This window comes from Bradyrhizobium sp. PSBB068 (genome assembly GCA_016839165.1).
Taxonomy (GTDB): Bacteria; Pseudomonadota; Alphaproteobacteria; order Rhizobiales; family Xanthobacteraceae; genus Bradyrhizobium.
On the sequence record CP069300.1, the window covers coordinates 5,245,919 to 5,267,678 of the forward strand.

The 21,760-nt window shown below is 66.2% G+C and carries 19 protein-coding genes and 1 other RNA gene; 5 read left to right on the forward strand and 15 right to left on the reverse strand.

Annotation, left to right across the window (positions count from 1 at the left end; all coding sequences use genetic code 11):
• Position 1: 1 nt before the first annotated feature.
• The 9 genes from murG to rsmH form a co-directional block, all read right to left on the reverse strand.
• On the reverse strand, positions 2-1,102 hold the full coding sequence (gene murG, locus JQ507_24585; protein ID QRI68097.1) for an undecaprenyldiphospho-muramoylpentapeptide beta-N-acetylglucosaminyltransferase: 1,101 nt from the start codon (positions 1,100-1,102) through the stop codon (positions 2-4).
• Between the two features lie 35 nt (positions 1,103-1,137).
• Positions 1,138-2,289: a putative lipid II flippase FtsW gene (ftsW, locus tag JQ507_24590; GenBank protein ID QRI68098.1), complete on the reverse strand. Its 1,152-nt coding sequence runs from the start codon at positions 2,287-2,289 to the stop codon at positions 1,138-1,140.
• Between the two features lie 390 nt (positions 2,290-2,679).
• The gene (locus tag JQ507_24595; GenBank protein QRI68099.1) at positions 2,680-4,080 is read right to left on the reverse strand and encodes a UDP-N-acetylmuramoyl-L-alanine--D-glutamate ligase; all 1,401 of its coding nucleotides are present in this window, start codon (positions 4,078-4,080) and stop codon (positions 2,680-2,682) included.
• 8 nt (positions 4,081-4,088) lie between these two features.
• Entirely contained in the window at positions 4,089-5,195 is a 1,107-nt protein-coding gene (locus JQ507_24600) for a phospho-N-acetylmuramoyl-pentapeptide-transferase (GenBank protein ID QRI68100.1), read from the reverse strand.
• Between the two features lie 10 nt (positions 5,196-5,205).
• Positions 5,206-6,639: a UDP-N-acetylmuramoylalanyl-D-glutamyl-2,6-diaminopimelate--D-alanyl-D-alanine ligase gene (locus tag JQ507_24605; protein ID QRI68101.1), complete on the reverse strand. Its 1,434-nt coding sequence runs from the start codon at positions 6,637-6,639 to the stop codon at positions 5,206-5,208.
• On the reverse strand, positions 6,636-8,105 hold the full coding sequence (locus tag JQ507_24610) for a UDP-N-acetylmuramoyl-L-alanyl-D-glutamate--2,6-diaminopimelate ligase (protein QRI68102.1): 1,470 nt from the start codon (positions 8,103-8,105) through the stop codon (positions 6,636-6,638). The genes JQ507_24605 and JQ507_24610 overlap by 4 nt, the downstream gene beginning before the upstream one ends.
• Positions 8,106-8,154: 49 nt before the next feature.
• Entirely contained in the window at positions 8,155-9,912 is a 1,758-nt protein-coding gene (locus tag JQ507_24615) for a penicillin-binding protein 2 (protein QRI73498.1), read from the reverse strand.
• Positions 9,913-9,923: 11 nt separating this feature from the next.
• Positions 9,924-10,373 carry a hypothetical protein gene (locus tag JQ507_24620; protein QRI68103.1) on the reverse strand — a complete coding sequence of 150 codons (450 nt, stop codon included), beginning with the start codon at positions 10,371-10,373 and terminating at the stop codon, positions 9,924-9,926.
• 2 nt (positions 10,374-10,375) lie between these two features.
• Complete coding sequence (gene rsmH / locus JQ507_24625) at positions 10,376-11,371, reverse strand: 16S rRNA (cytosine(1402)-N(4))-methyltransferase RsmH (protein QRI68104.1); 996 nt, start codon at positions 11,369-11,371, stop codon at positions 10,376-10,378.
• Between the two features lie 485 nt (positions 11,372-11,856).
• Here rsmH and JQ507_24630 point away from each other — a divergent pair, with 485 nt between their 5' ends.
• Entirely contained in the window at positions 11,857-12,729 is an 873-nt protein-coding gene (locus JQ507_24630) for an N-acetylmuramoyl-L-alanine amidase (GenBank protein ID QRI68105.1), read from the forward strand.
• Positions 12,730-12,800: 71 nt separating this feature from the next.
• Here the strand turns inward: JQ507_24630 and JQ507_24635 are convergent, their stop codons facing one another.
• Complete coding sequence (locus tag JQ507_24635; protein QRI68106.1) at positions 12,801-14,036, reverse strand: RNA polymerase sigma factor; 1,236 nt, start codon at positions 14,034-14,036, stop codon at positions 12,801-12,803.
• Positions 14,037-14,104: 68 nt separating this feature from the next.
• Positions 14,105-14,464, reverse strand: coding sequence for a YciI family protein (locus tag JQ507_24640; GenBank protein ID QRI68107.1), 360 nt, complete (start codon positions 14,462-14,464; stop codon positions 14,105-14,107).
• A gap of 147 nt (positions 14,465-14,611) precedes the next feature.
• Between JQ507_24640 and rnpB the strand changes: the two genes are divergently transcribed.
• The 3 genes from rnpB (at position 14,612) to JQ507_24655 (ending at position 15,905) form a co-directional block, all read left to right on the forward strand.
• An RNA gene (gene rnpB / locus JQ507_24645) (RNase P RNA component class A) lies at positions 14,612-15,026 on the forward strand.
• Positions 15,027-15,129: 103 nt separating this feature from the next.
• On the forward strand, positions 15,130-15,309 hold the full coding sequence (locus tag JQ507_24650; GenBank protein ID QRI68108.1) for a hypothetical protein: 180 nt from the start codon (positions 15,130-15,132) through the stop codon (positions 15,307-15,309).
• Positions 15,310-15,377: 68 nt separating this feature from the next.
• Positions 15,378-15,905: a hypothetical protein gene (locus JQ507_24655; protein ID QRI68109.1), complete on the forward strand. Its 528-nt coding sequence runs from the start codon at positions 15,378-15,380 to the stop codon at positions 15,903-15,905.
• Between the two features lie 195 nt (positions 15,906-16,100).
• Here JQ507_24655 and JQ507_24660 read toward each other — a convergent pair whose 3' ends face one another.
• From JQ507_24660 to JQ507_24670, 3 genes are all read right to left on the reverse strand, one after another.
• On the reverse strand, positions 16,101-17,555 hold the full coding sequence (locus tag JQ507_24660) for a GntP family permease (GenBank protein ID QRI68110.1): 1,455 nt from the start codon (positions 17,553-17,555) through the stop codon (positions 16,101-16,103).
• Between the two features lie 4 nt (positions 17,556-17,559).
• Positions 17,560-18,579 (reverse strand): patatin-like phospholipase family protein, encoded by a 1,020-nt coding sequence (locus JQ507_24665; GenBank protein QRI68111.1) that lies wholly within the window; start codon positions 18,577-18,579, stop codon positions 17,560-17,562.
• 171 nt (positions 18,580-18,750) lie between these two features.
• The gene (locus tag JQ507_24670) at positions 18,751-19,491 is read right to left on the reverse strand and encodes an alpha/beta hydrolase (protein ID QRI68112.1); all 741 of its coding nucleotides are present in this window, start codon (positions 19,489-19,491) and stop codon (positions 18,751-18,753) included.
• Between the two features lie 107 nt (positions 19,492-19,598).
• Between JQ507_24670 and JQ507_24675 the strand changes: the two genes are divergently transcribed.
• Complete coding sequence (locus tag JQ507_24675; GenBank protein ID QRI68113.1) at positions 19,599-20,342, forward strand: sulfite exporter TauE/SafE family protein; 744 nt, start codon at positions 19,599-19,601, stop codon at positions 20,340-20,342.
• 30 nt (positions 20,343-20,372) lie between these two features.
• Here the strand turns inward: JQ507_24675 and JQ507_24680 are convergent, their stop codons facing one another.
• A complete protein-coding gene (locus JQ507_24680) occupies positions 20,373-21,758 on the reverse strand; it encodes an MATE family efflux transporter (protein QRI68114.1) in 1,386 nt (461 codons plus the stop codon).
• Between the last annotated feature and the right edge of the window lie 2 nt (positions 21,759-21,760).

Below are 21,760 nucleotides of genomic sequence, written 5' to 3' on the forward strand. Positions count from 1 at the left end.
TTTACAACGCAGCTACCTTCGCCACCAGATCAGCCAGCCGCTCGGCGGCATCGAGCCGGCCGACACTGCGCGCGGCGTCCGCCATCGCGGTCAGTCTCGAGGGCTCGGCGGCGAAGGCCGAGATCTCGGCCGCCAGCCGCTCCGGCGTGAAGTCGCCCTGCGTGATGCGCAGCGCGCCGCCTGCCTGCGACAGCACGCCGGCATTGGCGAACTGGTCCTGATCGATCGCGCCCGGCAGCGGCACCAGGATCGAGGGCCGGCCGATCGCGGCGAGCTCGGCCACGGTGCCGGCGCCGGAACGCGAGATCACCAGCTGGCTCGAGGCCAGCCGTGCCGGCAGGTCGGCGAAGAACGGCGCCAGCTCGGCGTTGATCTTGAGCCGGTCGTAGACCGCGCGCACCCGCTCCATGTCCTCTTCACGCACCTGCTGGGTGACGATCAGGCGACTCCACAGCGCGGGATCGAGCTGCTCGATCGCCGGCGGCACGATGTCGCTCATCACCCGCGCGCCCTGGCTGCCGCCGACCACGAGCAGGCGCAGCGGCCCGTTCACTTCGGGCGGTGTGTATTTCACCGCAGCCGCGGCAAGGATCGCCGGGCGCATCGGCGTGCCGACGGTGGTGGCCTTGCCGGCGAGGGCCGGATCGCGATCGAGCACGCCGGGCAGCGAGGTCGCGATCGCGTTGACGCGGCCGGAGAGGAAGCGGTTGGCGCGGCCGAGCACCGCATTGGCATCATGGATGATCCCGGGAACGCCGAGCATCCGCGCCGCCACCAGCGGTGGCAAGGTGGGATAGCCGCCGAAGCCGACCACGGCCGCAGGCTTCAGCCGGCGCATCACATTGGCGGCGACCAGCGTGCCGTAGCCGAGCATCAGCACGGTTTGTGCGAGCGAGATCGGGTTGCGGCTGCGCACGGTCGCGCTCGGCACCAGCTCGATGCTCTCCTTGCCGAACAGGCCGGAATAGCGCAGCGCGCGGCCGTCGGTCGCGAGCCGGACCCGCAGGCCACGCCTGATCAGTTCCACGGCGAGCGCTTCGGCCGGGAACAGATGGCCGCCGGTTCCGCCGGCCGCCAGCAGAATCAGGGGCGGATTGTCCATAGCTTCCAGATAACTGACGCCGCAGTCACAGTCACCTACGCGTAGGCGCGCTGCGCGCTGGCGCCCTCCATCGATTCGATCTCGGTCCGCGGCCGCTGCCGGGTCAGCGCCAGCATCATGCCGACGCCGTAGGCGAGCGAGACGAACGACGAGCCACCATAGGAGATGAACGGCAGCGTCATGCCCTTGGCCGGGATCAGTTGCAGATTGACCGCCATGTTGATCGTCGCCTGCACGCCGAACAGGATCGCAAGCCCAGAAGCGGCAAAGCGCGAGAACATGTCCTCGGTGGCATAGGCCCGCGTCAGCGTGCGGATCACGATGAAGCCGAACAGCGCGACCAGCATCAAACAGAGGATGATGCCGAACTCTTCCGCCGCGACCGCGAACACGAAGTCGGTGTGACTGTCCGGCAGGCTACGCTTGGCGATGCCCTCGCCCGGACCGAGGCCGAACCAGCCGCCGTTCCAGAAGGCTTCCATCGCGGTGTCGACCTGGAAGGTGTCGCCGGAGGCCGGATTCATGAAGCGCTTGATGCGGCCGGCGACGTGCGGCACCAGCAGATAGGCGCCGAACAGGCCGGCGCCGGCGGCGCCGGCGAGCCCGAACACCCAGATCATCCGCATGCCCGCGATGAAGAACAGCGCGCCCCACACGGTGAGGATCAGCATGGTCTGACCGAAGTCGGGCTCCATCACCAGCAGCGTCACCAGCGTCAGCAGCAGCACCAGTGCCATCGAGGTCGCCGGCATCTCCGGCCGCTTGGTCGATTCCGCAAACAGCCATGCCGCAACGATCACGAAAGCGGGCTTGGCGGCTTCGGAGGCCTGGATGTTGACCCCGAGCAGCGTGATCCAGCGCCGCGAGCCCTTGACCTCGGGCCCGATCAGCAGCGTCAGCACGATCAGCGCGATCGCGACCGCGAACACGATCAGCGCGGTGCGCCGGATCTGCCGCGGCGTCATGAACGACACCCCGATCAGCACGATCAGCGACGGCACCAGGAACATGACGTGGCGGTTGAAGAAGTGGAACGGATCGAGCCCGATCCGGGTCGCGACCGGCGGGCTCGCCGCCAGCGACAGGATGACGCCGGCCAGCATCAACGCGGCGATCGCGACAAGCAGCAGCTTGTCGACGGTCCACCACCAGTCCGAGAACGGGGTGCGTTGGTCACGGGCGAGCATGGGCGTCCCCAGATGGCAGAGATAACGTCCATTCGTGGCGCAGGATGGTTTCCAAGGGGTTAACGGGTTGGGTAACTTTTGAGGGAGGTGGATTTGTCGCCTCAAGCACACTGTCGTCCTGGCGAAAGCCAGGACCCATAACCACCGCACTCAGTAATGAACGGGATCGCGGCCCCGGCGTCGCGCAACAATTGAGATTTGGGGTAATGGGTCCTGGCTTTCGCCAGGACGACACCGAACGTGTTGCGAAACCCATCCCATAACTCGGGCCCGTCGTCATTCCGGGGCAGCCCGCAGGGCTGAGCCCGGATTCCATTCATCCATCTAGCATTGGCCCGATGGATTCCGGGCTCGCGCTTCGCGCGCCCCGGAATGACGGAGAGGTTGTGCCTACACCACCGGCTTGACGCCGGGCAGCGCCTGGACGATGTCGCGAAAGGCGTTGCCGCGGATTTCGAAATTGCGATACTGGTCGAACGAGGCGCAGGCCGGCGACAGCAGCACGACGGCCTCACTCAGCCCGGACACCTCGGCATCGCGCGCGGCGCTTGAGATCGCGACCTCGAGCGTGCCGGACATCTCGTGCGGCACGTGCGCGCCGAGCGTGCCGGAGAATTCGGCCGCCGCCTCGCCGATCAGATAGGCCTTGCGGATGCGCGGGAAGTATTCGGTCAGCCCCGTGATGCCGCCGGCCTTCGGCTTGCCGCCGGCGATCCAGTAGATGTCGGCGAACGACGAGAGCGCATGCGCCGCCGCATCGGCATTGGTGCCCTTGGAGTCGTTGACGAACAGCACGTGGCCGCGGCGACCGACCTGCTCCATGCGGTGCGCGAGGCCCGGGAAGCTGCGCAGGCCGTTCTGCAGGACGTCGCTGGCGACGTCCATCGCCAGCGCGCAGGCCGAAGCACATGCGGCGTTCTGCGCATTGTGCAGGCCGCGCAGCGAGCCGATGCCGCCGAGACGCGCGATCTCGCTGCGTGCCGCACCCTGCGCACGCACGATGGTCTCGTGCTCGACATAGAGGCCGTCGGGCAGCGGGTTCTTCACCGAGATGCGGACCACGCGGTTGCCGGCACGATCGAGCCGGTCGGCGATGTTACGGCACCAGATGTCGTCGACACCGACAATTGCAGCGCCGCCCTGCTGCACGCCGGCGACCAGCCGCTCCTTGACCGCGGCGTAATGCTCCAGCGTGCCGTGGCGATCGATGTGGTCTTCGCTGATATTGATCAGGATGCCGACCGAGGGATCGAGCGACGGGGTGAGATCAATCTGATAGGACGACATCTCGACGACATGGACCCGGCCCATCCGCGGCGGCTCCAGCGACAGGATCGCAGTGCCGATATTGCCACCCATCTGGGTGTCGTAGCCGGCAACCTTCATCAGATGCGCGATCAGCGCGGTCGTGGTCGACTTGCCGTTGGTGCCGGTGATGGCGACGAACGGCGCGTTCGGCGCGTGACGGCGCCGCTCGCGGCAGAACAATTCGACGTCGCCGATCACCTCGACGCCGGCCTCGCGCGCTTTCAGCACGCTCCAGTGCGGCGCCGGATGGGTCAGCGGCGCACCGGGGGTCAGGATCAGCGCGGCGAAATTCACCCATGATACGGTACGCAGGTCGGCAGTGGTGAAGCCGGCCTGCGCCGCCCTCGCGACATTGTCGGCATTGTCGTCGGCCGCGATCACCTCCGCACCACCGGCCTTCAGCGCGTGGCAGCTCGCGAGCCCCGAGCCGCCGAGCCCGAACACCGCGACCGTCTTGCCTGCGAAGGAGGTGACCGGGATCATGGCGGGGCTCAGCGCAGCTTGAGGGTGGAGAGACCGGCGAGCGCCAGCATCACCGAGATGATCCAGAACCGGATCACGATCTGCGGCTCGGTCCAGCCCTTCTGCTCGAAATGATGATGCAGCGGCGCCATCCGGAACACGCGTTTTCCCGTGAGCTTGAACGAGGTGACCTGCACGATCACCGAGACCGCCTCCAGCACGAACAGGCCGCCGATCACAGCGAGCACGATCTCGTGCTTCACCGCGACCGCGGTGGCCCCCAGCATGCCGCCGAGCGCAAGCGAGCCGGTGTCACCCATGAAGATCGAGGCCGGCGGCGCGTTGAACCAGAGGAAGCCCAGGCCCGCGCCAAGCACCGCGCCGCATAGCACCGCCAGTTCGCCGGTGCCGGCGACGTAATTGATCTGCAGATATTCCGAGAACACCGCGTTGCCGGTGAGATACGAGATCATGCCGAAGCTTGCCGCCGCGATCATGACCGGCACGATGGCGAGACCGTCGAGGCCGTCGGTCAGGTTCACCGCATTGCCGGCGCCGACCATGACGAAGGCACCGAAGATCACGAAGAACCAGCCGAAATTGATCACGAGGTCCTTGAAGAACGGAATCACGAGCGAGGTCGAGGACACGTCGCGCCCGAGCCGGACCAGCGCGTAGGTGGCGGCGAGGCCGATCACCGCCTCGATCAGCAGGCGGAGCTTGCCGGCGAAGCCGCTATGTGACTGCTTTGTGACCTTCAGATAGTCGTCATAGAAGCCGACGAAGCCGAAGCCGAGCGTCACCGCCAGCACGATCCAGACATAGGGATTGAGTGGATTGGCCCAGAGCAGCGTCGACACCACGAGCCCGGACAGGATCATCAGCCCGCCCATGGTGGGCGTGCCCTTCTTGGAGATCAGATGCGACTGCGGGCCGTCGGTGCGGATCGGCTGGCCCTTGCCCTGCCGCAGCCTCAAATGATCGATGATCCAGGGCCCGAACAGGAACACGAACAGCGCGCCGGTCACCATTGCGCCGCCGGTGCGGAAAGTGATGTAGCGGAACACGTTCAGGGCGCTACGGAATGCGCCAAACCCCGGAACGGTGTTGGACAGCTCGATCAACCAGTAGAACATTCAAAGGGTCCTATACCGCTTCTTCGTGCGCGGGTTTGTCGGGGAAGCGCTTTTCCAGCGCGCTGACAATGCGCTTCATCTTCGATCCCAGCGAGCCCTTCACCATGATCACGTCGCCGGCACGGACCGCGGCGACGGCCTGCGCCTCGAGTGCCGCCGAGCTCTCGGCATAGCCTCCCCGCTTGCCGGTGGAAAGGGCATCCCACAAATTCCGCATCAGCGGACCACAACAATATACGAGGTCGATGCGGTTGGCGGTCACGGCCTCGTTGAGGTTACGATGCAGCTCGGGCCCGGTCGGCCCGAGTTCGAGCATGTCGCCGAGCACCGCGATGCGCCGACCATGCGCCCCGGTCGGGGCCTGGCCGAGCACGTTGAGCGCGGCGCCCATCGAGGCCGGGTTGGCGTTGTAGCTCTCGTCGATCAGCGTCGCCTCGCCATGGCCGACCTCGAGCGTGCGACGAAGACCGCGGCCGGTCGGCGCCTCGAGTTGCGACAGCGACAGCGCCGCACGCGCGATATCGGCGCCGAGCAGCGCGGCCCCCGCGAGCACCGCGAGCGAGTTCATCGCCATGTGGCGGCCGGGCATGCCGATCTTGTAGGTGATGTCGTGATCCAGGATATCCGCATGCACCGCCGAGCAGGTCGCGTGCAGCGAGAGGTCGATCAGCCGCGCTTCGGCACGCTTGTCGGCACCGAACGAGACGATGCGCGAGATGCCGGCCTTCTTCGCCTGCTTCTGCAGCCGCGCGAATTGTCCGTTGTCGCGGTTGAGCACAACGGCACCGTCCGGCTCGAGTCCGGAAAAGATCTCCGCCTTGGCGTCGGCGATCGCCTCGATGCCGGCGAAGAATTCCAGATGCACCGGCTCGATCGTGGTGATGATGGCGACGTGCGGCCGCACCATCTTCACCAGCGGAGTGATCTCGCCGGCATGGTTCATGCCGATCTCGAACACCGCAAAGCGCGTGCTCGCCGGGCAGCGCGCCAACGACAACGGCACGCCCCAGTGATTGTTGAACGATGCGACCGAGGCATGGGTCTCGCCCTGTGCCGATAGCACGCGACGCAGCGCCTCCTTGGTCGAGGTCTTGCCGACCGAGCCAGTTACCGCGATGATCTTCGCATTGAGCCGCGCGCGCGAGGCATGCGCGAGTTCGACGAGGCCGGCGAGCACGTCGTCGACCACCAGGAGCGGCGCCTCGGCGGGAAATTTTTCGCGTTGCGCGGCTTCGACCACGGCAAGGCCGGCGCCGGCCTTCAGCGCCGCCTCGACGAAGGCGTGTCCATCATGGACGTCACCCTTGATGGCGAAATAGGCCTCGCCCTTTGCAATGGTGCGGCTGTCGATCGAGAGACCGGTGACGCCGTCCGGCAACGCGCCTTGCGTCGCGGCGCGCATCGCGGTCGCCATCGCATCCGAGGTCCACAACATCGTGCTCATGCGCCCTCCTCGGCCAATGCTTTTGCGACCGCTTCATGATCGCTGAACGGCAGCGTGGTGCCGCCGACGATCTGCCCAACCTCATGGCCCTTGCCGGCCACGACCAGCGCATCGCCCGGCGCGAGGCCGGCGATCCCGGCGCGGATCGCTTCGGCACGGTCCCCGATCTCGCGCGCGCCTTTTGCGGTCGCCATGATCGCAGCACGGATCGCCTCGGGCCTCTCGCTGCGCGGGTTGTCGTCGGTGACGATGATTTGATCGGCATTCTCGGCGGCGATCGCGCCCATGATCGGACGTTTTCCCGCATCGCGGTCGCCGCCGGCACCGAAGATCACGACCAGCCTGCGCTTGGCATAGGGCCGCAGCGCCTGCAGCGCCTTGGCGAGCGCATCGGGCTTATGCGCGTAGTCGACGAAGATCGGCGCGCCATTGTGCTCGCCGACCAGTTCCAGCCGGCCCTTGGCGCCTTCGAGATGTTCGAGGCAGCCGAACACGTCATCGGCAGCGCTGCCGGTGCCGATCGCGAGACCTGCCGCGACCAGCGCGTTCTCGATCTGGAATTCCCCGACCAGCGGCAGCCGGATCGCATAATTGCGTCCGCGATGCGCGATCGCGAGCCTCTGGGCAAAGCCTTCGATCGCGGCGTCGGCGAGCCTGATGCCCTCGCCCGCGTCCGCGTTGCGGCCGACGGTGATGATGCGCAGGCCGCGCGTCCGCGCCGCGTCGATCACCTCGGGCGAGCAATCATGATCGGCCGAGATCACTGCCGCGCCGCCGTCGACGACGAGATCGCGGAACAGCCGGAGCTTGGCATTCAGGTAATGCGCGACGTCGGGATGATAATCCATGTGGTCGCGCGACAGATTGGTGAAGCCGCCGGCCTGGATGCGCACGCCGTCGAGACGATACTGGTCGAGCCCGTGCGAGGAGGCCTCGAACGCCAGATGGGTGACGCCGTCGCCCGCGATCTCGTCGAGCTGGCGATGCAGCGCGATCGGATCCGGCGTGGTCAGCGAGCCGTAAACAGTGCGCTTGTCGGAGACGAGACCGATGGTGCCGATGCTTGCGGAGGAGTGACCGAGCCGCTGCCAGATCTGGCGCGTGAAGGCGGCGACCGAGGTCTTGCCGCTGGTCCCGGTCACCGCCGCGATCGTCGCGGGCTGGCGCGGATAGAACGTGGCGGCGGCGAGCGCCAGCGCGCGGCGCGGATTGGGCGTGACGACGAATGGAACGCGAGGCGTGCCCTGCGGCCGATGGTCGCCGGCAATCGCAACCGCGCCTGCGGCGATCGCCGCATCGACGAAGCGCGCGCCATCGGTCTTGCTGCCCGACAGCGCGAAGAACAGATCACCCGGCTTCACCGCACGGCTGTCGACCGCAAGCCCGCCGACGACCGTGGCATCGGCACTTGGATCGCCCTTTGGATCGATCGTGGCATCGGCGCTGAAGAGGTCGCGAAGTCTCATGATCTTCCAGTCTGGCCGGCGCCGTTCTGGCGCCGCGTGTTTATACGCCTTACTGGGTTGCTCTCGATGCCGCAAGAATAAGGCGGTCGGACGGCGGCAGGTCGAAGCGCGGTTCGACGCCCAAAAGCGGCGCAATTCGGGCGATCACATTGCCACCGGTCGGCACCGCGTTCCAGCCCGAGGTTATGAAACCATAGGTTTCCTTCAGGGGCTGCGGCTCGTCGAGCATGATCAGCAGCTGGTATTTCGGATTGTCGGCGGGCAGGATCGCGGTGAAGGCGTTCAACACGCGCTTCTTGGCGTAGCGGCCGTTGATCACCTTCTCCGCGGTGCCGGTCTTGCCGCCGATATAGTAGCCCTTGACGTCGGCCTTCTTCGCGGTGCCGATCTCGGCGTTCAGCCGCATCAGATAACGCATCTTGTCCGAGGTCTCGGGCTTGATGACGCGTCTGGCCAGCGCCATCGCCTCCTGCTCGCTGCGCTTCAGGAAGGTCGGCGGGATCAGATAGCCGCCATTGACCAGCGCGTCGATCCCCATCACCGCCTGCAACGGCGCCACCGCGATGCCATGGCCGAACGAGATCGTCACCGTATTCAATTCGCCCCACTTCTTCGGCACGATCGGCGAGGCGCTCTCCGGTAGTTCGGTGCGCAGTCGCTCGAGCTGCCCCATCTTGCGCAGGAAGGCCTTGTGCGCGTCGACCCCCATCGCCAGCGCGATGCGCCCGGCGCCGATGTTGGAGGAATAGTAGAACACCTCCTTCATGTTGATCATGCGGCCCATGTTGTGATCGTCATGGATCGCAAACTTGCCGTAGTGCAGCGGACCGCGCGCATCCCACATCGAGTTGAGGTCGAACCGGCCGGAGTCGAGCGCCATCGCCAGCGTGAACGCCTTGAAGGTCGAGCCCATCTCGTAGACGCCGGTGGTCAGTCGGTTGATACGGTCCGGATCGTGCGCCTCCTTCGGATTGTTCGGATCGAAATCCGGCAGCGACACCATCGCGACGATCTCGCCGGTGCGCACGTTGGAGACGAGACCCGAGGCCGCCTTGGCCTTGAATTTCTCCTTGGCCTTGATCAGTTCGTCGCGCAGCGCGTGCTCGACGCGGAGGTCGATCGACAATTCGACCGGCTTCTGCAGCCGGTCGGTGGCGAAGCCCGCGCGGTGCAGATCGGCCAGACCGTTATTGTCCAGCCACTTCTCCATGCCGGCGATGCCCTGGTTGTCGATGTTAACGAGGCCGATCAGGTGGGCGACCTCGTTGCCGGTCGGGTAGACGCGCTTGTTCTCGCGCAGGAAGCCGACGCCGGGAAGACCGAGGCGGTGGATGTCGAGCTGCTGCTTCGGTGTGATCTCGCGCTTCAGCCAGACGAAGCCCTTGCGCGACGACAGGCGGTCGCGCACCTCGCTGGTGTCCAGATCGGGCAAGGCCCCGGTCAAGAGCTCGATCGCCTCGTCCTTGTCGATCAGCCGGCGCGGCTCGGCGAACAGGCTCGGCGCCTTGACGTCGGTCGCGAGGATCGCGCCGTTGCGATCGGTGATGTCGGGCCTGGCGGTCGCGATCGCGTCCTGCGAGGCGGTGCGCCGCGCACCATGGCTGTCGGCGCCGACCGCGAACAGCATGAGCCGCCCGGCCAGCACGCAATAGACCGCGGCGAAAGCGAGGATCGCAAGACCGACGCGCGCGCGCGCCTTGGCGGCACGGTCGACATTGCTGCCGTACAACAGCGAGCGGATCAGCCGCTGGCGCAGCGGCTCGGCGGATTTCGCTGCCGGTTTGTTGGCGGGCGCCGGATCGATCATGGCTGGTCCGGTCATTGCTGGTCTCCGCCGCCCTGCCCGGACTCATCGGACGCGGGCTGGTCGGCGGCTGGCTGGTCGGCCGCCGCCTTGTCGATCGATCCGGTCGTGCTGTCGGGCGCGACGGCGGCCTCGATGGTGTCGATCATCGCGCCGATCGGATCGCGCGAACCGGGCCGCGTGAAGCTCGGCGGCCGCTCCGGCAGGTTCTTCAGGGAATCATACTGGTTGGCGTTGACCGGCTTCAGCGGCAGATGCCGCTCGGCCAGTCCCTGCAACCTGAGCGGCGCATCGAGCTTGGCCCATTCGGCGCGCAGGGTGGCGATCGCGTTGCGCTGCTCGCGGATCTCGGCATTGAGCTGCAGCACGCGTTCGACGCGCGCGGTCGATTCCATCTTGATGCGGTAGACGTAGGACGCCGCGAAGATCAGCATGCCGATGACGAGGAGATGAAGGAGGCGCATCGTCAGCCTCCTCGCTTCAGGTCGGCGAGGCGCGGCCAGGACGGCAAGTCGTCGTCCGCATGCGCCGGCGTCGCGGTGCGTTCGGCTGCGCGCAGTTTTGCGGAACGCGCGCGCGGATTGGCCGCGATCTCGGCCTCGCCGGGCACCACCGGACGCTTGGTCAGGATCTGAAAGCTCGGCGCCGCCTGTGCGACCTCGGGCAGATGCCGCGACCCGGCCGAAACCTTGCCGCGCTCGCTGAGGAAATTCTTGACGATACGGTCTTCAAGCGAATGGAACGAGACCACGGCGAGCCGGCCGCCGGGCTTCAGCACGCGCTCGGCCGCCGCGAGCGCCAGATAGAGCTCGTCGAGTTCTTCATTGACGAAGATGCGCAGCGCCTGAAAGGTCCGCGTCGCCGGATGGATCTCGTTCGGCTTGGCGCGCACGACTTTCGCGACAATGTCGGCCAGCGCGTCCGTCGTCGTGATCGGCGCATCCCTGCGCGCGGCGACGATGGCGCGTGCGACGCCGCGCGAATGGCGCTCCTCGCCGAAGATGTAGATGATGTCGGCGAGCTGCTTTTCGGTCGCGGTGGCCACCACGTCCGCCGCGGTCGGGCCGTTCTGCCCCATTCGCATGTCGAGCGGGCCGCCCAGGCGGAAGGAGAATCCGCGCTCGGCCTGGTCGAGCTGCATCGAGGAGACGCCGACATCCATCACGACGCCGTCGACCGTCTCTGCGCCCTGCGCGGCGCAGACCTCGGCAAGATCAGAGAAGCGCGCCTCGACCAGCGTCAGGCGGCCGCCTGCACCGTCGACCAGGTCGAAACCGCCCGCGATCGCGGTGCGGTCGCGGTCGATGCCGATGACGCGGGTTCCTGCGAGATCGAGGATCATGCGGCTGTAGCCGCCGGCGCCGAAGGTGGCGTCGACATAGACGCCGTCGGCGCGCGGCGCGAGATACGCGACCGCCTCGCGGCCCAGCACCGAAATGTGGCGGGGCGCACGCTCGCTCATGCGCCGCCCCCGGACGGGGCCGCGTAACTGGCATGCAAGCTGGCTGCGCGCCGACTCATTGCGTCTCGAATCCTCGCGCCTTACCCGACCATTCCGGTGAAAAAGCCGCTGCGTGATCCCAGCGCCAACTCCCGTCCTCGGCCGCAAATCCTGATATCCGACCGGAATTGGGAGGGTTTCCATGGGATTTCGCGCAACAGCGGACCTTGGCCGTCCCCCGAGACCGGTTCGGCACTTCACCTCTCAGTAACGGCACTTAACGTTAAGAAAACGTTGATGATCGGTTAGCGGAATCGCGCGACTTTGATCGGCTTTCGAGTGATAGCCTCGGCGTTCGCTCCGGGCATCCAGCGCGCGGGCAACCTGCAGCCGATGGAACCCGAGAGGCCGATTGCGCGGCCCTGCACGGTAAAGGAATAGTAAACGCCTATTTGTTTATCGATATGTCAAAATGCGTACTCCAAGTTTGGGTTTGAGTGATTCGTATGGCTTCTGGTTCGTCCTCGTCCGGCAACGCTGATTCGAAGCGTCAGCGCGTCCTTCCTGTTCCGAAGGGCGTGGCCGACGTGAAGACGTTCACGCCGGATTCCTCGATCGCCTCCGACGTCATCCCGTCGGTCAATTTCGGCGACCGCGCGGGCGACCGGCAGCCCGACATGATCCTGCTGCACTACACCGGCATGCCCGATGTCGAGGGCGCAATCGCCCAGCTCTGCACCGCCGGCACCGAGGTCTCGGCGCATTACATCGTGCTCGAGGACGGCCGCATCGTGCAATGCGTGCCGGAGAGCAAGCGCGCCTGGCACGCCGGCGTCTCCGCCTGGGCCGGCGAGGAGGACATCAATTCCTGCTCGATCGGCGTCGAGATCATCAATCGCGGCCACGATTGGGGCTATCCCGACTTCCCGCTGCGCCAGATCGCGGCCGTCATCGCGCTGTGCCGCGGCATCATGCTTCGCCGCAGGGTGGCGCCGCATCGCGTGCTCGGCCATTCCGACGTGGCGCCGGGGCGCAAGAAGGATCCCGGCGAGAAATTCCCGTGGCACTCGCTGGCTAATTCCGGCGTCGGGCACTGGGTGCAGCCGGCGCCGATCGTGCGTGGCGACGCGCTGCAGCTCGGTGCGATCAGCGACAACGTCTCCAACATGCAGGCTGCGTTCCGCCGTTACGGCTACAACATCCCGACCAACGGCAAGTTCGATGGCCCCACCATGGAGGTCGTCACCGCCTTCCAGCGTCATTTCCGCCCCGAGCGCGTCGACGGGATCGCCGACCGCTCCACCATGGCGACGCTGCACGCGCTGCTCGAGAGCCTGCCGCCGGATGCGGCGGCGCAAGTCGCGGCGAAGGCGAAGTAGCACCAGCGATCGCGCGCTCCATCGTCATTGCCAGCGAAGCGGCGAAGCTATGACGGAGAGTGACGCGACGATCACCCCAGCTCGGCGATCCGGCGTGCATAGAGCCGCCGCAGCGGCTCGAGTTGCGTCGCCGCGGTGGCCGCGAGATACGCCTGCCGCGCTTCGTCCTTGCGGCCGAGGCGGCGCAGCAGGTCGGCGCGCACCGCGGGCAGCTGGTCATATCCCTTCAAGGTGCCGCGCGCATCCAGCGCATCGATCAGATCGAGCGCGCGCGCCGGACCGTCGACCATCGACACCGCAGCGGCGTGATTGAGCTCGATCACCGGCGATGGGCTGATGCGGAGCAGCACCTCATAGAGGCCGGCGATCTGCGGCCAGTCGGTGTCCTTGTAACTTGGCGCACGCGCATGCAGTGCGGCAATCGCGGCCTGCACCGCATAGGATTGCGGCCGGCCCGGCAGCTGCAGCGCCGCCTCGACCAGCCTGACACCGTCGGCGATCTGCTCTACATCCCACAGCGAACGGTCCTGCTCCTCGAGCAGCACGATGTCGCCGCCGGCGGTCTGGCGGCCGGCGCGGCGCGCATCATGCAGCAGCATCAGCGCCAACAGGCCCTTGATCTCGCCCCGCGCCGGAATCAATCCATCGAGCAGCCGCGCCAGCCGGATCGCCTCGCGCGCAAGATCGGGCCGCATCAGGTCCTCCCCGGCGGTCGCGGCGTAGCCTTCGGTGAAGACGAGATAGATCACCGCGAGCACGCCTGACAGCCGCGGCTCCAGCGCCTCGCGCTCCGGCACCTCATAGGGAATGCCGGCGAGCTTGATCTTCTGCTTGGCGCGCAGCAGGCGCTGCGCCATCGTGTCTTCGCTCACCAGGAAGGCGCGCGCGACCTGCGCCGTCGTCAGCCCGCACACCGTGCGCAAGGTCAGCGCAACCTGCACCTCGGCGGCAAAGGATGGGTGGCAGCAGGTGAAGATCAGCCGCAGCATATCGTCGTCGAGCGTCGCATCGGCCGGCTCGGACGATGGCTCCGCATCCAGCAACAATTGATGCGTCAACTCCTGCTGCTTGCCGCGAAACGTCACCGCGCGGCGGACGCGGTCGATCGCCTTGTTGCGTCCGACATTGACCAGCCAGGCGCGCGGATTGGCGGGGAATTCACCGATCGGCCAGCGCTGCAGCGCGACCGCGAAGGCATCCTGCAGCGCATCCTCGGCCAGATCGAAATCGCCGACGAGGCGGATCAGCGTGGCGAGCGCCCGGCCCGCCTCGTCGCGAAACACTTTTTCGATCTGGCTCGGGGTCATGACCATCGATCGTTGCTCGGCGGCCGCGCCCGGCGACGCGACCGCCGTGTTCATCGGAGATGACGGCGCTATCGCGGGTTGTCGTAGATCATGACAGGCCTGACTTCGATCGAGCCGGTCTTGGCACCGGGAATCCGCGCCGCGAGGCCGAGCGCAGTGTCGAGATCCTTGGCCTCGACCAGATAGTAGCCGCCGAGTTGTTCGCGCGTTTCGGCGAACGGCCCGTCGGTCGTCAGCGTCTTGCCATCGCGGACCCGCACCGTGGTCGCCGTCGACACCGGCTGCAGCCCGTCGCCAGCCTTGAAGTGCCCGCTCTGGATGATGGACTGGGTGTAAGCGCCGTACTCCGCCGTCACCGCCTTGCGGTCGTCGGCATTCATACGGCCATATTCCGCGTCGCTCCGGTAGATCAGCAACAGGTACTGCATCTCATCTCTCCTCTTGATCGGCTGGATCGCCGACACCCAGTCGAACGGGCGGCAGGCGGGACGACTGTTCAGGATAAATTATTTTGGCGGCCCTGGCGGGGCTAATCCGGCTTGACGGGACCGCCCGAAACGCCCATGCCATGGACGTCAGTCGGCCGGACGGCCGCTCCCGCTGGTGCCGAAAGGCCGCGGGGGAGGAAAGTCCGGGCTCCATCGACATACGGTGCCGGATAACGTCCGGCGGGGGCAACCCCAGGGAAAGTGCCACAGAGAACGAACCGCTCCCTCCTCGGAGGAAGTAAGGGTGAAAAGGTGCGGTAAGAGCGCACCGCGTGTCCGGCAACGGAGACGGCATGGCAAACCACACCGGGAGCAAAACCGAATAGGGACGGCAACGCGGTTAGTTCGCGCATGCGCGATAACACCGCAGGGCGATGTCAGGCCCGCTGTCCGGGTAGGTTGCTCGAGGCAAGGTGCAAACCTTGTCCCAGAGGAATGGCCGTCACGTACCATTCGAAAGAACGGTGCCCTACAGAACCCGGCTTACAGGCCGGCTGATACTTTGGAGTATGAGGGGCCCGGCGCAACACGCCGGGCCCCTCGCCATATCCGGCACCACAATCGCGCCTCATCTGCTAGACTACCCGCTTCGCGGAGGATCGCAGATGGATCTTCAGAAGATCATGGCGAAGGCCCGAGACGTCGCCAAGAGCACCGGCACGATCACGACCGAACAACTCAACGGCCTGTGCCCGAACAGTATGGAGCCCGAAGACATCGCGACTCTCTTCGCGGCTCTGCGGACCGAGGGAATTCGCCTCAAGGACGACGAAGCAGAAAAGTAACAGCCACTCGCTGGAACTGGACGTGTCCGTCTGCCCGAGATTCAAGAAAATCAAGAGGAGGAATGGTAATGTCTGTCGCCTGCAAGTTCGAACGCAGCATTCTCAGCCACGAGGAATACGAGGCCATCCGCCTGACACATCACCCCGCCATCTACGGCGTCGAGGTGGCTGAGCTCGAGGCGATGCGACCCCGCTTGCGCAAGATGCGCGACAAGGAGCGAACGGTCGGCCGCCACAAGCAGCGTGAGAGCCGCGGCAAGACCGAGGCGCGCGGGACGAGCTTTCCGGGAACCGCCGCGCATGCTTCGGAACGGAAGCAAGTATTTGCGGCGGCGCTGAAGCGGGTGAACACGGAGCTCAGGCGCCAGCACAATCTGGCGACCCGGACGGCGCATGTCGAAGCCGCCCGTAAGGCCCTCGCGCTGCACCGGGCCGCGAACTTCACGACGCGTCCCCCGGCCGGTGCCACCGCGAGCGAAGGCATGGCGCCGAAGCCAAGTGAACGCCGACGAAAGATCATTGCAGGCACGAAGATCGGACGGGTGTCGCAGGCGACCAAAGTCGCCCAAGCCGTGCGCGACGCGCGTGGTGCTTGACGCCGTCTTGTTGGTTCCGGGCGGTGCCTGGCATCGCTCCCAAAATTGCGGCTCGTCAGGACACGATCTCCTGCAGCGTTGGCCATCAGCGCCTCGGGCGCGGTGACGTTCGGCGAGTGGCTGGCGTCGATCTCGAAAGAGCGCCAGCCGTCGCCGTCCTGCGTCGCCAGGCCCATCTGCGCGGCGGTCGGCGCGTCAAAACGACCCGAACGCGGTGCCGATTGCGATCACCGCGATGAGTGCGATGACGGAGTTCATGATCCCGACCATGACGATGTCGAGATAGCTGTCGCGATGCGTAAGGCCGCAGATCGCGAGCAGGCTGACAACCGCGCCATTGTGCGGCAGGATGTCCAAAGTTCCGGAGCCAATCACCGCCACACGGTGCAAAAGGCCGGGCTCGATGCCTGTCTGCGCGGCAAGTTCCATATATGTCGGCCCCAGCGCATCGAGTGCGATCGTCAAGCCGCCGGAGGCCGATCCCGTCAGCGCGGCAAGCATGTTCGTCGCCACCGCAAGTGACACCAGCGGGCCGCCTTCGATTCCCAGCACCCAGTCGCGCACCGCGCCGAAGGCGGGCAGCGACGCGATAACCGCGCCGAAACCAACCAGGCTCGCAACGCTCAACGCCGGCAGGACGGACGCATTGGCGCCGGCGTCCATGGTTCGCCGCAGCGCGGCCAGTCTCGTCCAGTTGCACAGGATGACGGTTGCAATCGCGGCCGCCAGCGCGACGACGACCGACCAAACGCCGGCGACCGCCGGCAGCGACGTGCTTCCCCAGCGCTGCTCGGCCAGGAATGCGAAATCAAGCCGCGGCAGGATGAGAAGCGACATCGCCAGGTTGACGGCGACGACGACGATCAGGGGCAGCACGGCGTTGAAGATCGGGACGGCCGCTTCGCTGCGATGCCCGTGGCGTATCTCCGCCGGGTCGAATTCCCGCGCCGTCGTCGCCCGCTCGCGCACCAGCTCATCATCGGCTGCGTCGCCGGACGCCGGCGGCGGCTCGGCGCCATAGCCCTCGTTTGCGCGGCGGGCCGTCTTCTCCGCCCGCAGCAACCACCACAGCCCGATGCCGAGCATGACGATCGCGGCCACGATGCCTAGGCCGGGCGCCGCGAACGGCGTCGTGCCGAAGAACGGCATGGGGATCGCATTCTGGATCGACGGCGTGCCCGGCAGCGCCGACATCGTGAAGGTCGAAGTTCCGAGGATGACCGCCGCCGGCACCAGGCGGCGCGGAATCCCCGCCGTGCGAAACAGCGATTGGGCCATCGGCACGATGACAAAGAACGCCACGAACAGGCTGACGCCGCCATAGGTGACCAATGCACCGGCAAGCACGACCGCAAGGATGACTCGGCGCTCGCCCAACCGCTCGGTCATGAAGCCTGCGACCGCTGCCACCGCGCCGCTGTCGTCCATCAGCTTGCCGAACACGGCCCCGAGCAGAAAAATCGGAAAGAACTGCGCGAGAAATTCCGCCGCGCTGGTCATGAAGGTCTGCGTCCAGCTCGCGAGCAAGGGCTGACCGCCGAATGCCGCGGCCACCAGCCCACAGAGCGGCGCCAGCAAGAGGACACTCCAGCCGCGGAACGCGAGACAGACCAGCAGGCCGAGCCCGACGAGAATGCCGAGAAGCCCCATCGCCTCAGCACTCCGTCAGCAGGATGTCGAGATCGGCCGTCGAACGCTGGCCAATATCCACGCCGTGCGCATCGAGGAATTCGCCGGCGGCGCGCCGTCCTTCCTCCTGCAGCTTGGCGACGAATGCCCATTCTGCATTGAGCTTGGACGACGAACCGAACGTCGCGAGCAAGTCGCTCTTGATCCGATGTGTCTTCATCTGCGCCCAGCGCGCCCCCTCGCCGGTGCCGGGATCGGCGACCTGACGGAGCAGCGCGATCATCCGCAGCTCCTTTGCCAGTGGCGAATTGAACGAGATTTCGTTGAGGCGGTTGAGGATATCAGCGGCGGAGCGCGGCTCCTCCGGCCGCTCGGTCGGATTGATCTGGACGACGATGGTGTCCCGCGCGTCGGTCTCACGGACCAGCGGCGTGATCGTCGGGTTTCCGGCATAGCCGCCGTCCCAATATGGCTCACCGTCGATCTCGACGGCCCGAAACATCGTCGGCAGGCAGGCCGACGCGAGCAGGACATCGGCGGTAATCTCCGCATTACGAAAGATTCGTCCGCGCCCCGTCCGCACGCGCGTGGCGGTCACGAACAGCTTGATCGGTGCGCGCGCGAGGCGCTCGAAATCGATGCTCTCTGCCAGGATCCGGCGTAGCGGATTGAAGCCGAGAGGATTGAGATCGTAAGGCGAGAGCACCCGCGATATCAAATCGGTGAAGAAATAGGCCGGAGAGTTGTCGAGCGACCATCGTCCCATCAGGCGGTCGAGCGGCGAGCGTTGCAGCGGACTGAACGCGGCGGCACGCGAAACGCTGCGCCAGTATTTTTCGAGGGCCTCGCGCGCGCCGGTGGCGCCGGCCGCGGCCCAGCCATCCGCCAGCACGGCGGCATTCATTGCGCCGGCCGATGTTCCGGAAATGCCCGCGATCTGAAACCACGGCTCTTCCAGCAGCCGGTCCAGGACGCCCCACGTGAACGCGCCATGCGATCCGCCACCTTGAAGCGCCAAGTCCACGAGTACGGGGCTTCGGTTCATCGGTCCACGCCCACATCGTTTCACGCCGCGCTCGGATTATGTCGCAGATCGCCTGAACAAGCGAGATCAAGTTGCCGTCGCCGTTGACGTCAAACGATGGTTCGTGACATCAGCTTTGCCCGACATTGTTCAAAAAAGCGACACACGGATACGGCGTCGGTAGACCTGCTGCTACCCAGCCTGGGCCGTGATCTCCTCGAGCATCGCCATCAGCGCCTCCGGCGCGGTGACGTTCGGCGAGTGGCTGGCGTCGATCTCGAAGTAGCGCCAGCCGGACTCGTGCTTCGTTCGCCTGGCAAACTGGCCGAACGTGTCGGCCTGCGTGGCACGGGTGGCATAGATATAACTGCGCGGCAGGTCGGTCTCGCCGCGCTTCAACTGCAGCTTCTGCTCGAAGCATTTGATCGGCATGTCGACCCTGCGCGCGGTCAGCCATTCGACATCTGCGGGAGACGTGTCCGGCGGCGTCGGCATCGGCGGAATGCGCCAGCCGTCGCCGTCGCTCGCGAGTTCACGCATGGTCTCGATGGCCGCTTCGTTGAGATCGAACAGCGACTGGCCGTCACGCGGCACGAAGGCGTCGATATAGATCATCTGCGCGATACGCTCGCGCACCCGGTCGGCGACGCCGGTCGCGACCATGCCGCCATAGGAATGGCCGACCAGCACGATGTCGCGCAGGTCTTCGTATGAAATGACGTTGAGCACGTCCTGGATATGCGCTTCCAGGTCGAGCGCCTGATGCGCAAGGTGCGCGCGCTCGCCGAGTCCGGTGTAGCTCGGCGTGATCAGCCGGTGCCCGGCGGCCTGCATCAAGGGATGCATCTTCTTCCACGCCCATCCCGCCGACCAGGCGCCGTGACAGACCAGAAAGGTTTTTGGCGGGTTCGCAGTCGACACACTTGCAGTCATGGGCACGCTTCCATTCCGATTATCGTTGATGAGCCGCGATTTTGAAGTGTACCCACAGCCACCGTCGTGTAAACGTCCCGGCAACGATCATAAGAACGAGATGAGGAATGACCACGGCGAGCTACGCCATACTGTTCTTCGGCGCGCTTGCCGGCGGTTTCGTCTCCGGTCTCGCCGGCTTCGGTACCGCGCTGATGGCACTCGGCATCTGGCTCTATGTGCTGCCGCCGACACTTGCGGTGCCGCTGGTGCTGGTCTGCTCGGTGATCGCGCAGGTTTCGACGCTGCCGTCGATCTGGAAGACGATCGACTTTCGCCTGGTCTGGCCGTTCGTCATCTGCGGCCTCGCCGGCGTGCCGATCGGCATTTTGCTGATCGCCCGCGCCGACCCCGACGTCTTCAAGCTGACGATCGGCGTCTTCCTGCTGGTGTTTCCGACCTTGCTGTTCCTGCAACGCAAGCCGATGTCGATTTCGTTTGGCGGCACATGGGCCGACGGCGCGATCGGATTTGCCGGCGGCATCCTCGGCGGCCTCGCCGGATTGTCCGGCCCGCTGCCGATCCTGTGGGCGAGCGTGCGCGGCTGGGGCAAGCAGCAGCGCCGCGGCGTGTTCCAGATCTTCAACTTCACGATCCTCGCCGCCGCGCTGCTGATCCAGATCGCAAGCGGGCTGGTGACGACGGAACTGATCTGGCTGACGGCCTGCGCATTTCCGGGAACGCTGCTCGGCGCCTGGCTCGGCTCGCGGCTCTATCACGCGCTCAGCGACCGCAATTTCTCCGACGTCGTGCTGGTGCTGCTGTTCCTGTCCGGCGTGGCGCTGGTGTGGAACGGGCTGGCGCCGCGATAATCAGCCGCCGTCGCAGATTGGCTGAGCCGGTCATCCGACCGGCTCGAGACCAGCGCGCTCCGGAGTGGCTTCCCGCGCCGGCGGCGCGAGACGCTTGCTGAGTTCGCGACGCAGCAACCACAAGCTCAGACCGGCCTGCAGCCACGTCGACACGATCGACAGGTACCACACGTGCTCGATCCGGAAGCCGGCACGCGTCGAGAGCCAGATCACCGGCACCGCATAGGCGAAGAGGCGCACGAACGAGCTCAGCAGCACCGGGCGGGTGTTGCCGAGGCCCTGGAACATGCTGTTGCAGGTAAAGACCAGCCCCTGCGCCACCAGATTCATGGACACGAAGTGCAGGAACTGGGCGGCGACCGCCATGGTCTCGCGATCGTTCGAGAAGCCGTCGAGCAACAGCCCCGGCTTCCACTGCGCGAGGATCGTGATCGCGATCATGACGACGGTGCCGATCGACACCGCCTTGATGAAGGTCTCCCGCACGCGCCCGGCATTGCCTGCGCCGAAATTCTGACCGGCGATCGGGCCGGCAGCGAGCGCGACCGCCAATGCCGGCATCTGGATCAGACCGAGCACGCGCGTCCCGATGCCGAAGCCGGCCTGGGCCGCCGGGCCGAAATCGCGCAGCACGTAATAGATCACGCCCATCCAGGCAAAGATCAGCGCGAACTCGCCGCCGGCAGGCAGGCCGACATTGAAGATGCGCGTCCACTGGCGGAGTTGCGGGCGCCACTGCGCGGGATCGAACCCGACATAGCGCTCCAGCTTGCGGAAATACGCGAACAACATCAGCACGCCGATGAGGACGGCGATCGAACTTGCCAGACCAGCCCCGGCAACGCCGAACGCATGACCGGTGCCCCAGCCCGCGATCAGCACCGGCGCCAGCGCGATGTTGATGATGACCGCGACCGCCTGCACCAGCATGCTGGGCCGCACGATGCCGGTCGCCCGCAGCGCTGACGCCATCACCTGAATGAGGAACTGCAGCGCCAGCGCCGGCATGAACCACAGCAGATAGGTGGTGCCCGCGTCAACGGTGGCCTGGTCGGCCGCGACCGCGCGCATGTAAGGGCGCGACAGCACGACGCCCGCGACCAGCGTCAACAGCCCGCACAGCACCGACAGCACGATCGACTGATTGAACACAAGATTGGCATCGGCGCGATCGGTGCGGCCCACGGCATGCGCGATCAGTGCGACGGTGCCGACGCCCAGCACTTGCATCAGCGCGTTGACGAGAAAACCCGCATTGCCGGCTGCCGCCACGCCCGCCACGGCGGCATCGCCGAGACCCGCGACAAAATAGAGGTCGACCAATTGACAGATCATGATCGTGATCATGCCAACCACGATCGGAGGCGCCATGGTCAATATGTGGCTCACGATGGAGCCTCGCGTGAGGTCTTTCATTA

Coding starts and splice junctions, on each gene's coding strand:
- murG (QRI68097.1), bottom strand. CDS start 1,102: ATGGACAATCCGCCCCTGATTCTGCTGGCGGCCGGCGGAACCGGCGGC.
- ftsW (QRI68098.1), bottom strand. CDS start 2,289: ATGCTCGCCCGTGACCAACGCACCCCGTTCTCGGACTGGTGGTGGACC.
- JQ507_24595 (QRI68099.1), bottom strand. CDS start 4,080: ATGATCCCGGTCACCTCCTTCGCAGGCAAGACGGTCGCGGTGTTCGGG.
- JQ507_24600 (QRI68100.1), bottom strand. CDS start 5,195: ATGTTCTACTGGTTGATCGAGCTGTCCAACACCGTTCCGGGGTTTGGC.
- JQ507_24605 (QRI68101.1), bottom strand. CDS start 6,639: ATGAGCACGATGTTGTGGACCTCGGATGCGATGGCGACCGCGATGCGC.
- JQ507_24610 (QRI68102.1), bottom strand. CDS start 8,105: ATGAGACTTCGCGACCTCTTCAGCGCCGATGCCACGATCGATCCAAAG.
- JQ507_24615 (QRI73498.1), bottom strand. CDS start 9,912: ATGATCGATCCGGCGCCCGCCAACAAACCGGCAGCGAAATCCGCCGAG.
- JQ507_24620 (QRI68103.1), bottom strand. CDS start 10,373: ATGCGCCTCCTTCATCTCCTCGTCATCGGCATGCTGATCTTCGCGGCG.
- rsmH (QRI68104.1), bottom strand. CDS start 11,371: ATGAGCGAGCGTGCGCCCCGCCACATTTCGGTGCTGGGCCGCGAGGCG.
- JQ507_24630 (QRI68105.1), top strand. CDS start 11,857: ATGGCTTCTGGTTCGTCCTCGTCCGGCAACGCTGATTCGAAGCGTCAG.
- JQ507_24635 (QRI68106.1), bottom strand. CDS start 14,036: ATGACCCCGAGCCAGATCGAAAAAGTGTTTCGCGACGAGGCGGGCCGG.
- JQ507_24640 (QRI68107.1), bottom strand. CDS start 14,464: ATGCAGTACCTGTTGCTGATCTACCGGAGCGACGCGGAATATGGCCGT.
- JQ507_24650 (QRI68108.1), top strand. CDS start 15,130: ATGGATCTTCAGAAGATCATGGCGAAGGCCCGAGACGTCGCCAAGAGC.
- JQ507_24655 (QRI68109.1), top strand. CDS start 15,378: ATGTCTGTCGCCTGCAAGTTCGAACGCAGCATTCTCAGCCACGAGGAA.
- JQ507_24660 (QRI68110.1), bottom strand. CDS start 17,555: ATGGGGCTTCTCGGCATTCTCGTCGGGCTCGGCCTGCTGGTCTGTCTC.
- JQ507_24665 (QRI68111.1), bottom strand. CDS start 18,579: ATGAACCGAAGCCCCGTACTCGTGGACTTGGCGCTTCAAGGTGGCGGA.
- JQ507_24670 (QRI68112.1), bottom strand. CDS start 19,491: ATGACTGCAAGTGTGTCGACTGCGAACCCGCCAAAAACCTTTCTGGTC.
- JQ507_24675 (QRI68113.1), top strand. CDS start 19,599: ATGACCACGGCGAGCTACGCCATACTGTTCTTCGGCGCGCTTGCCGGC.
- JQ507_24680 (QRI68114.1), bottom strand. CDS start 21,758: ATGAAAGACCTCACGCGAGGCTCCATCGTGAGCCACATATTGACCATG.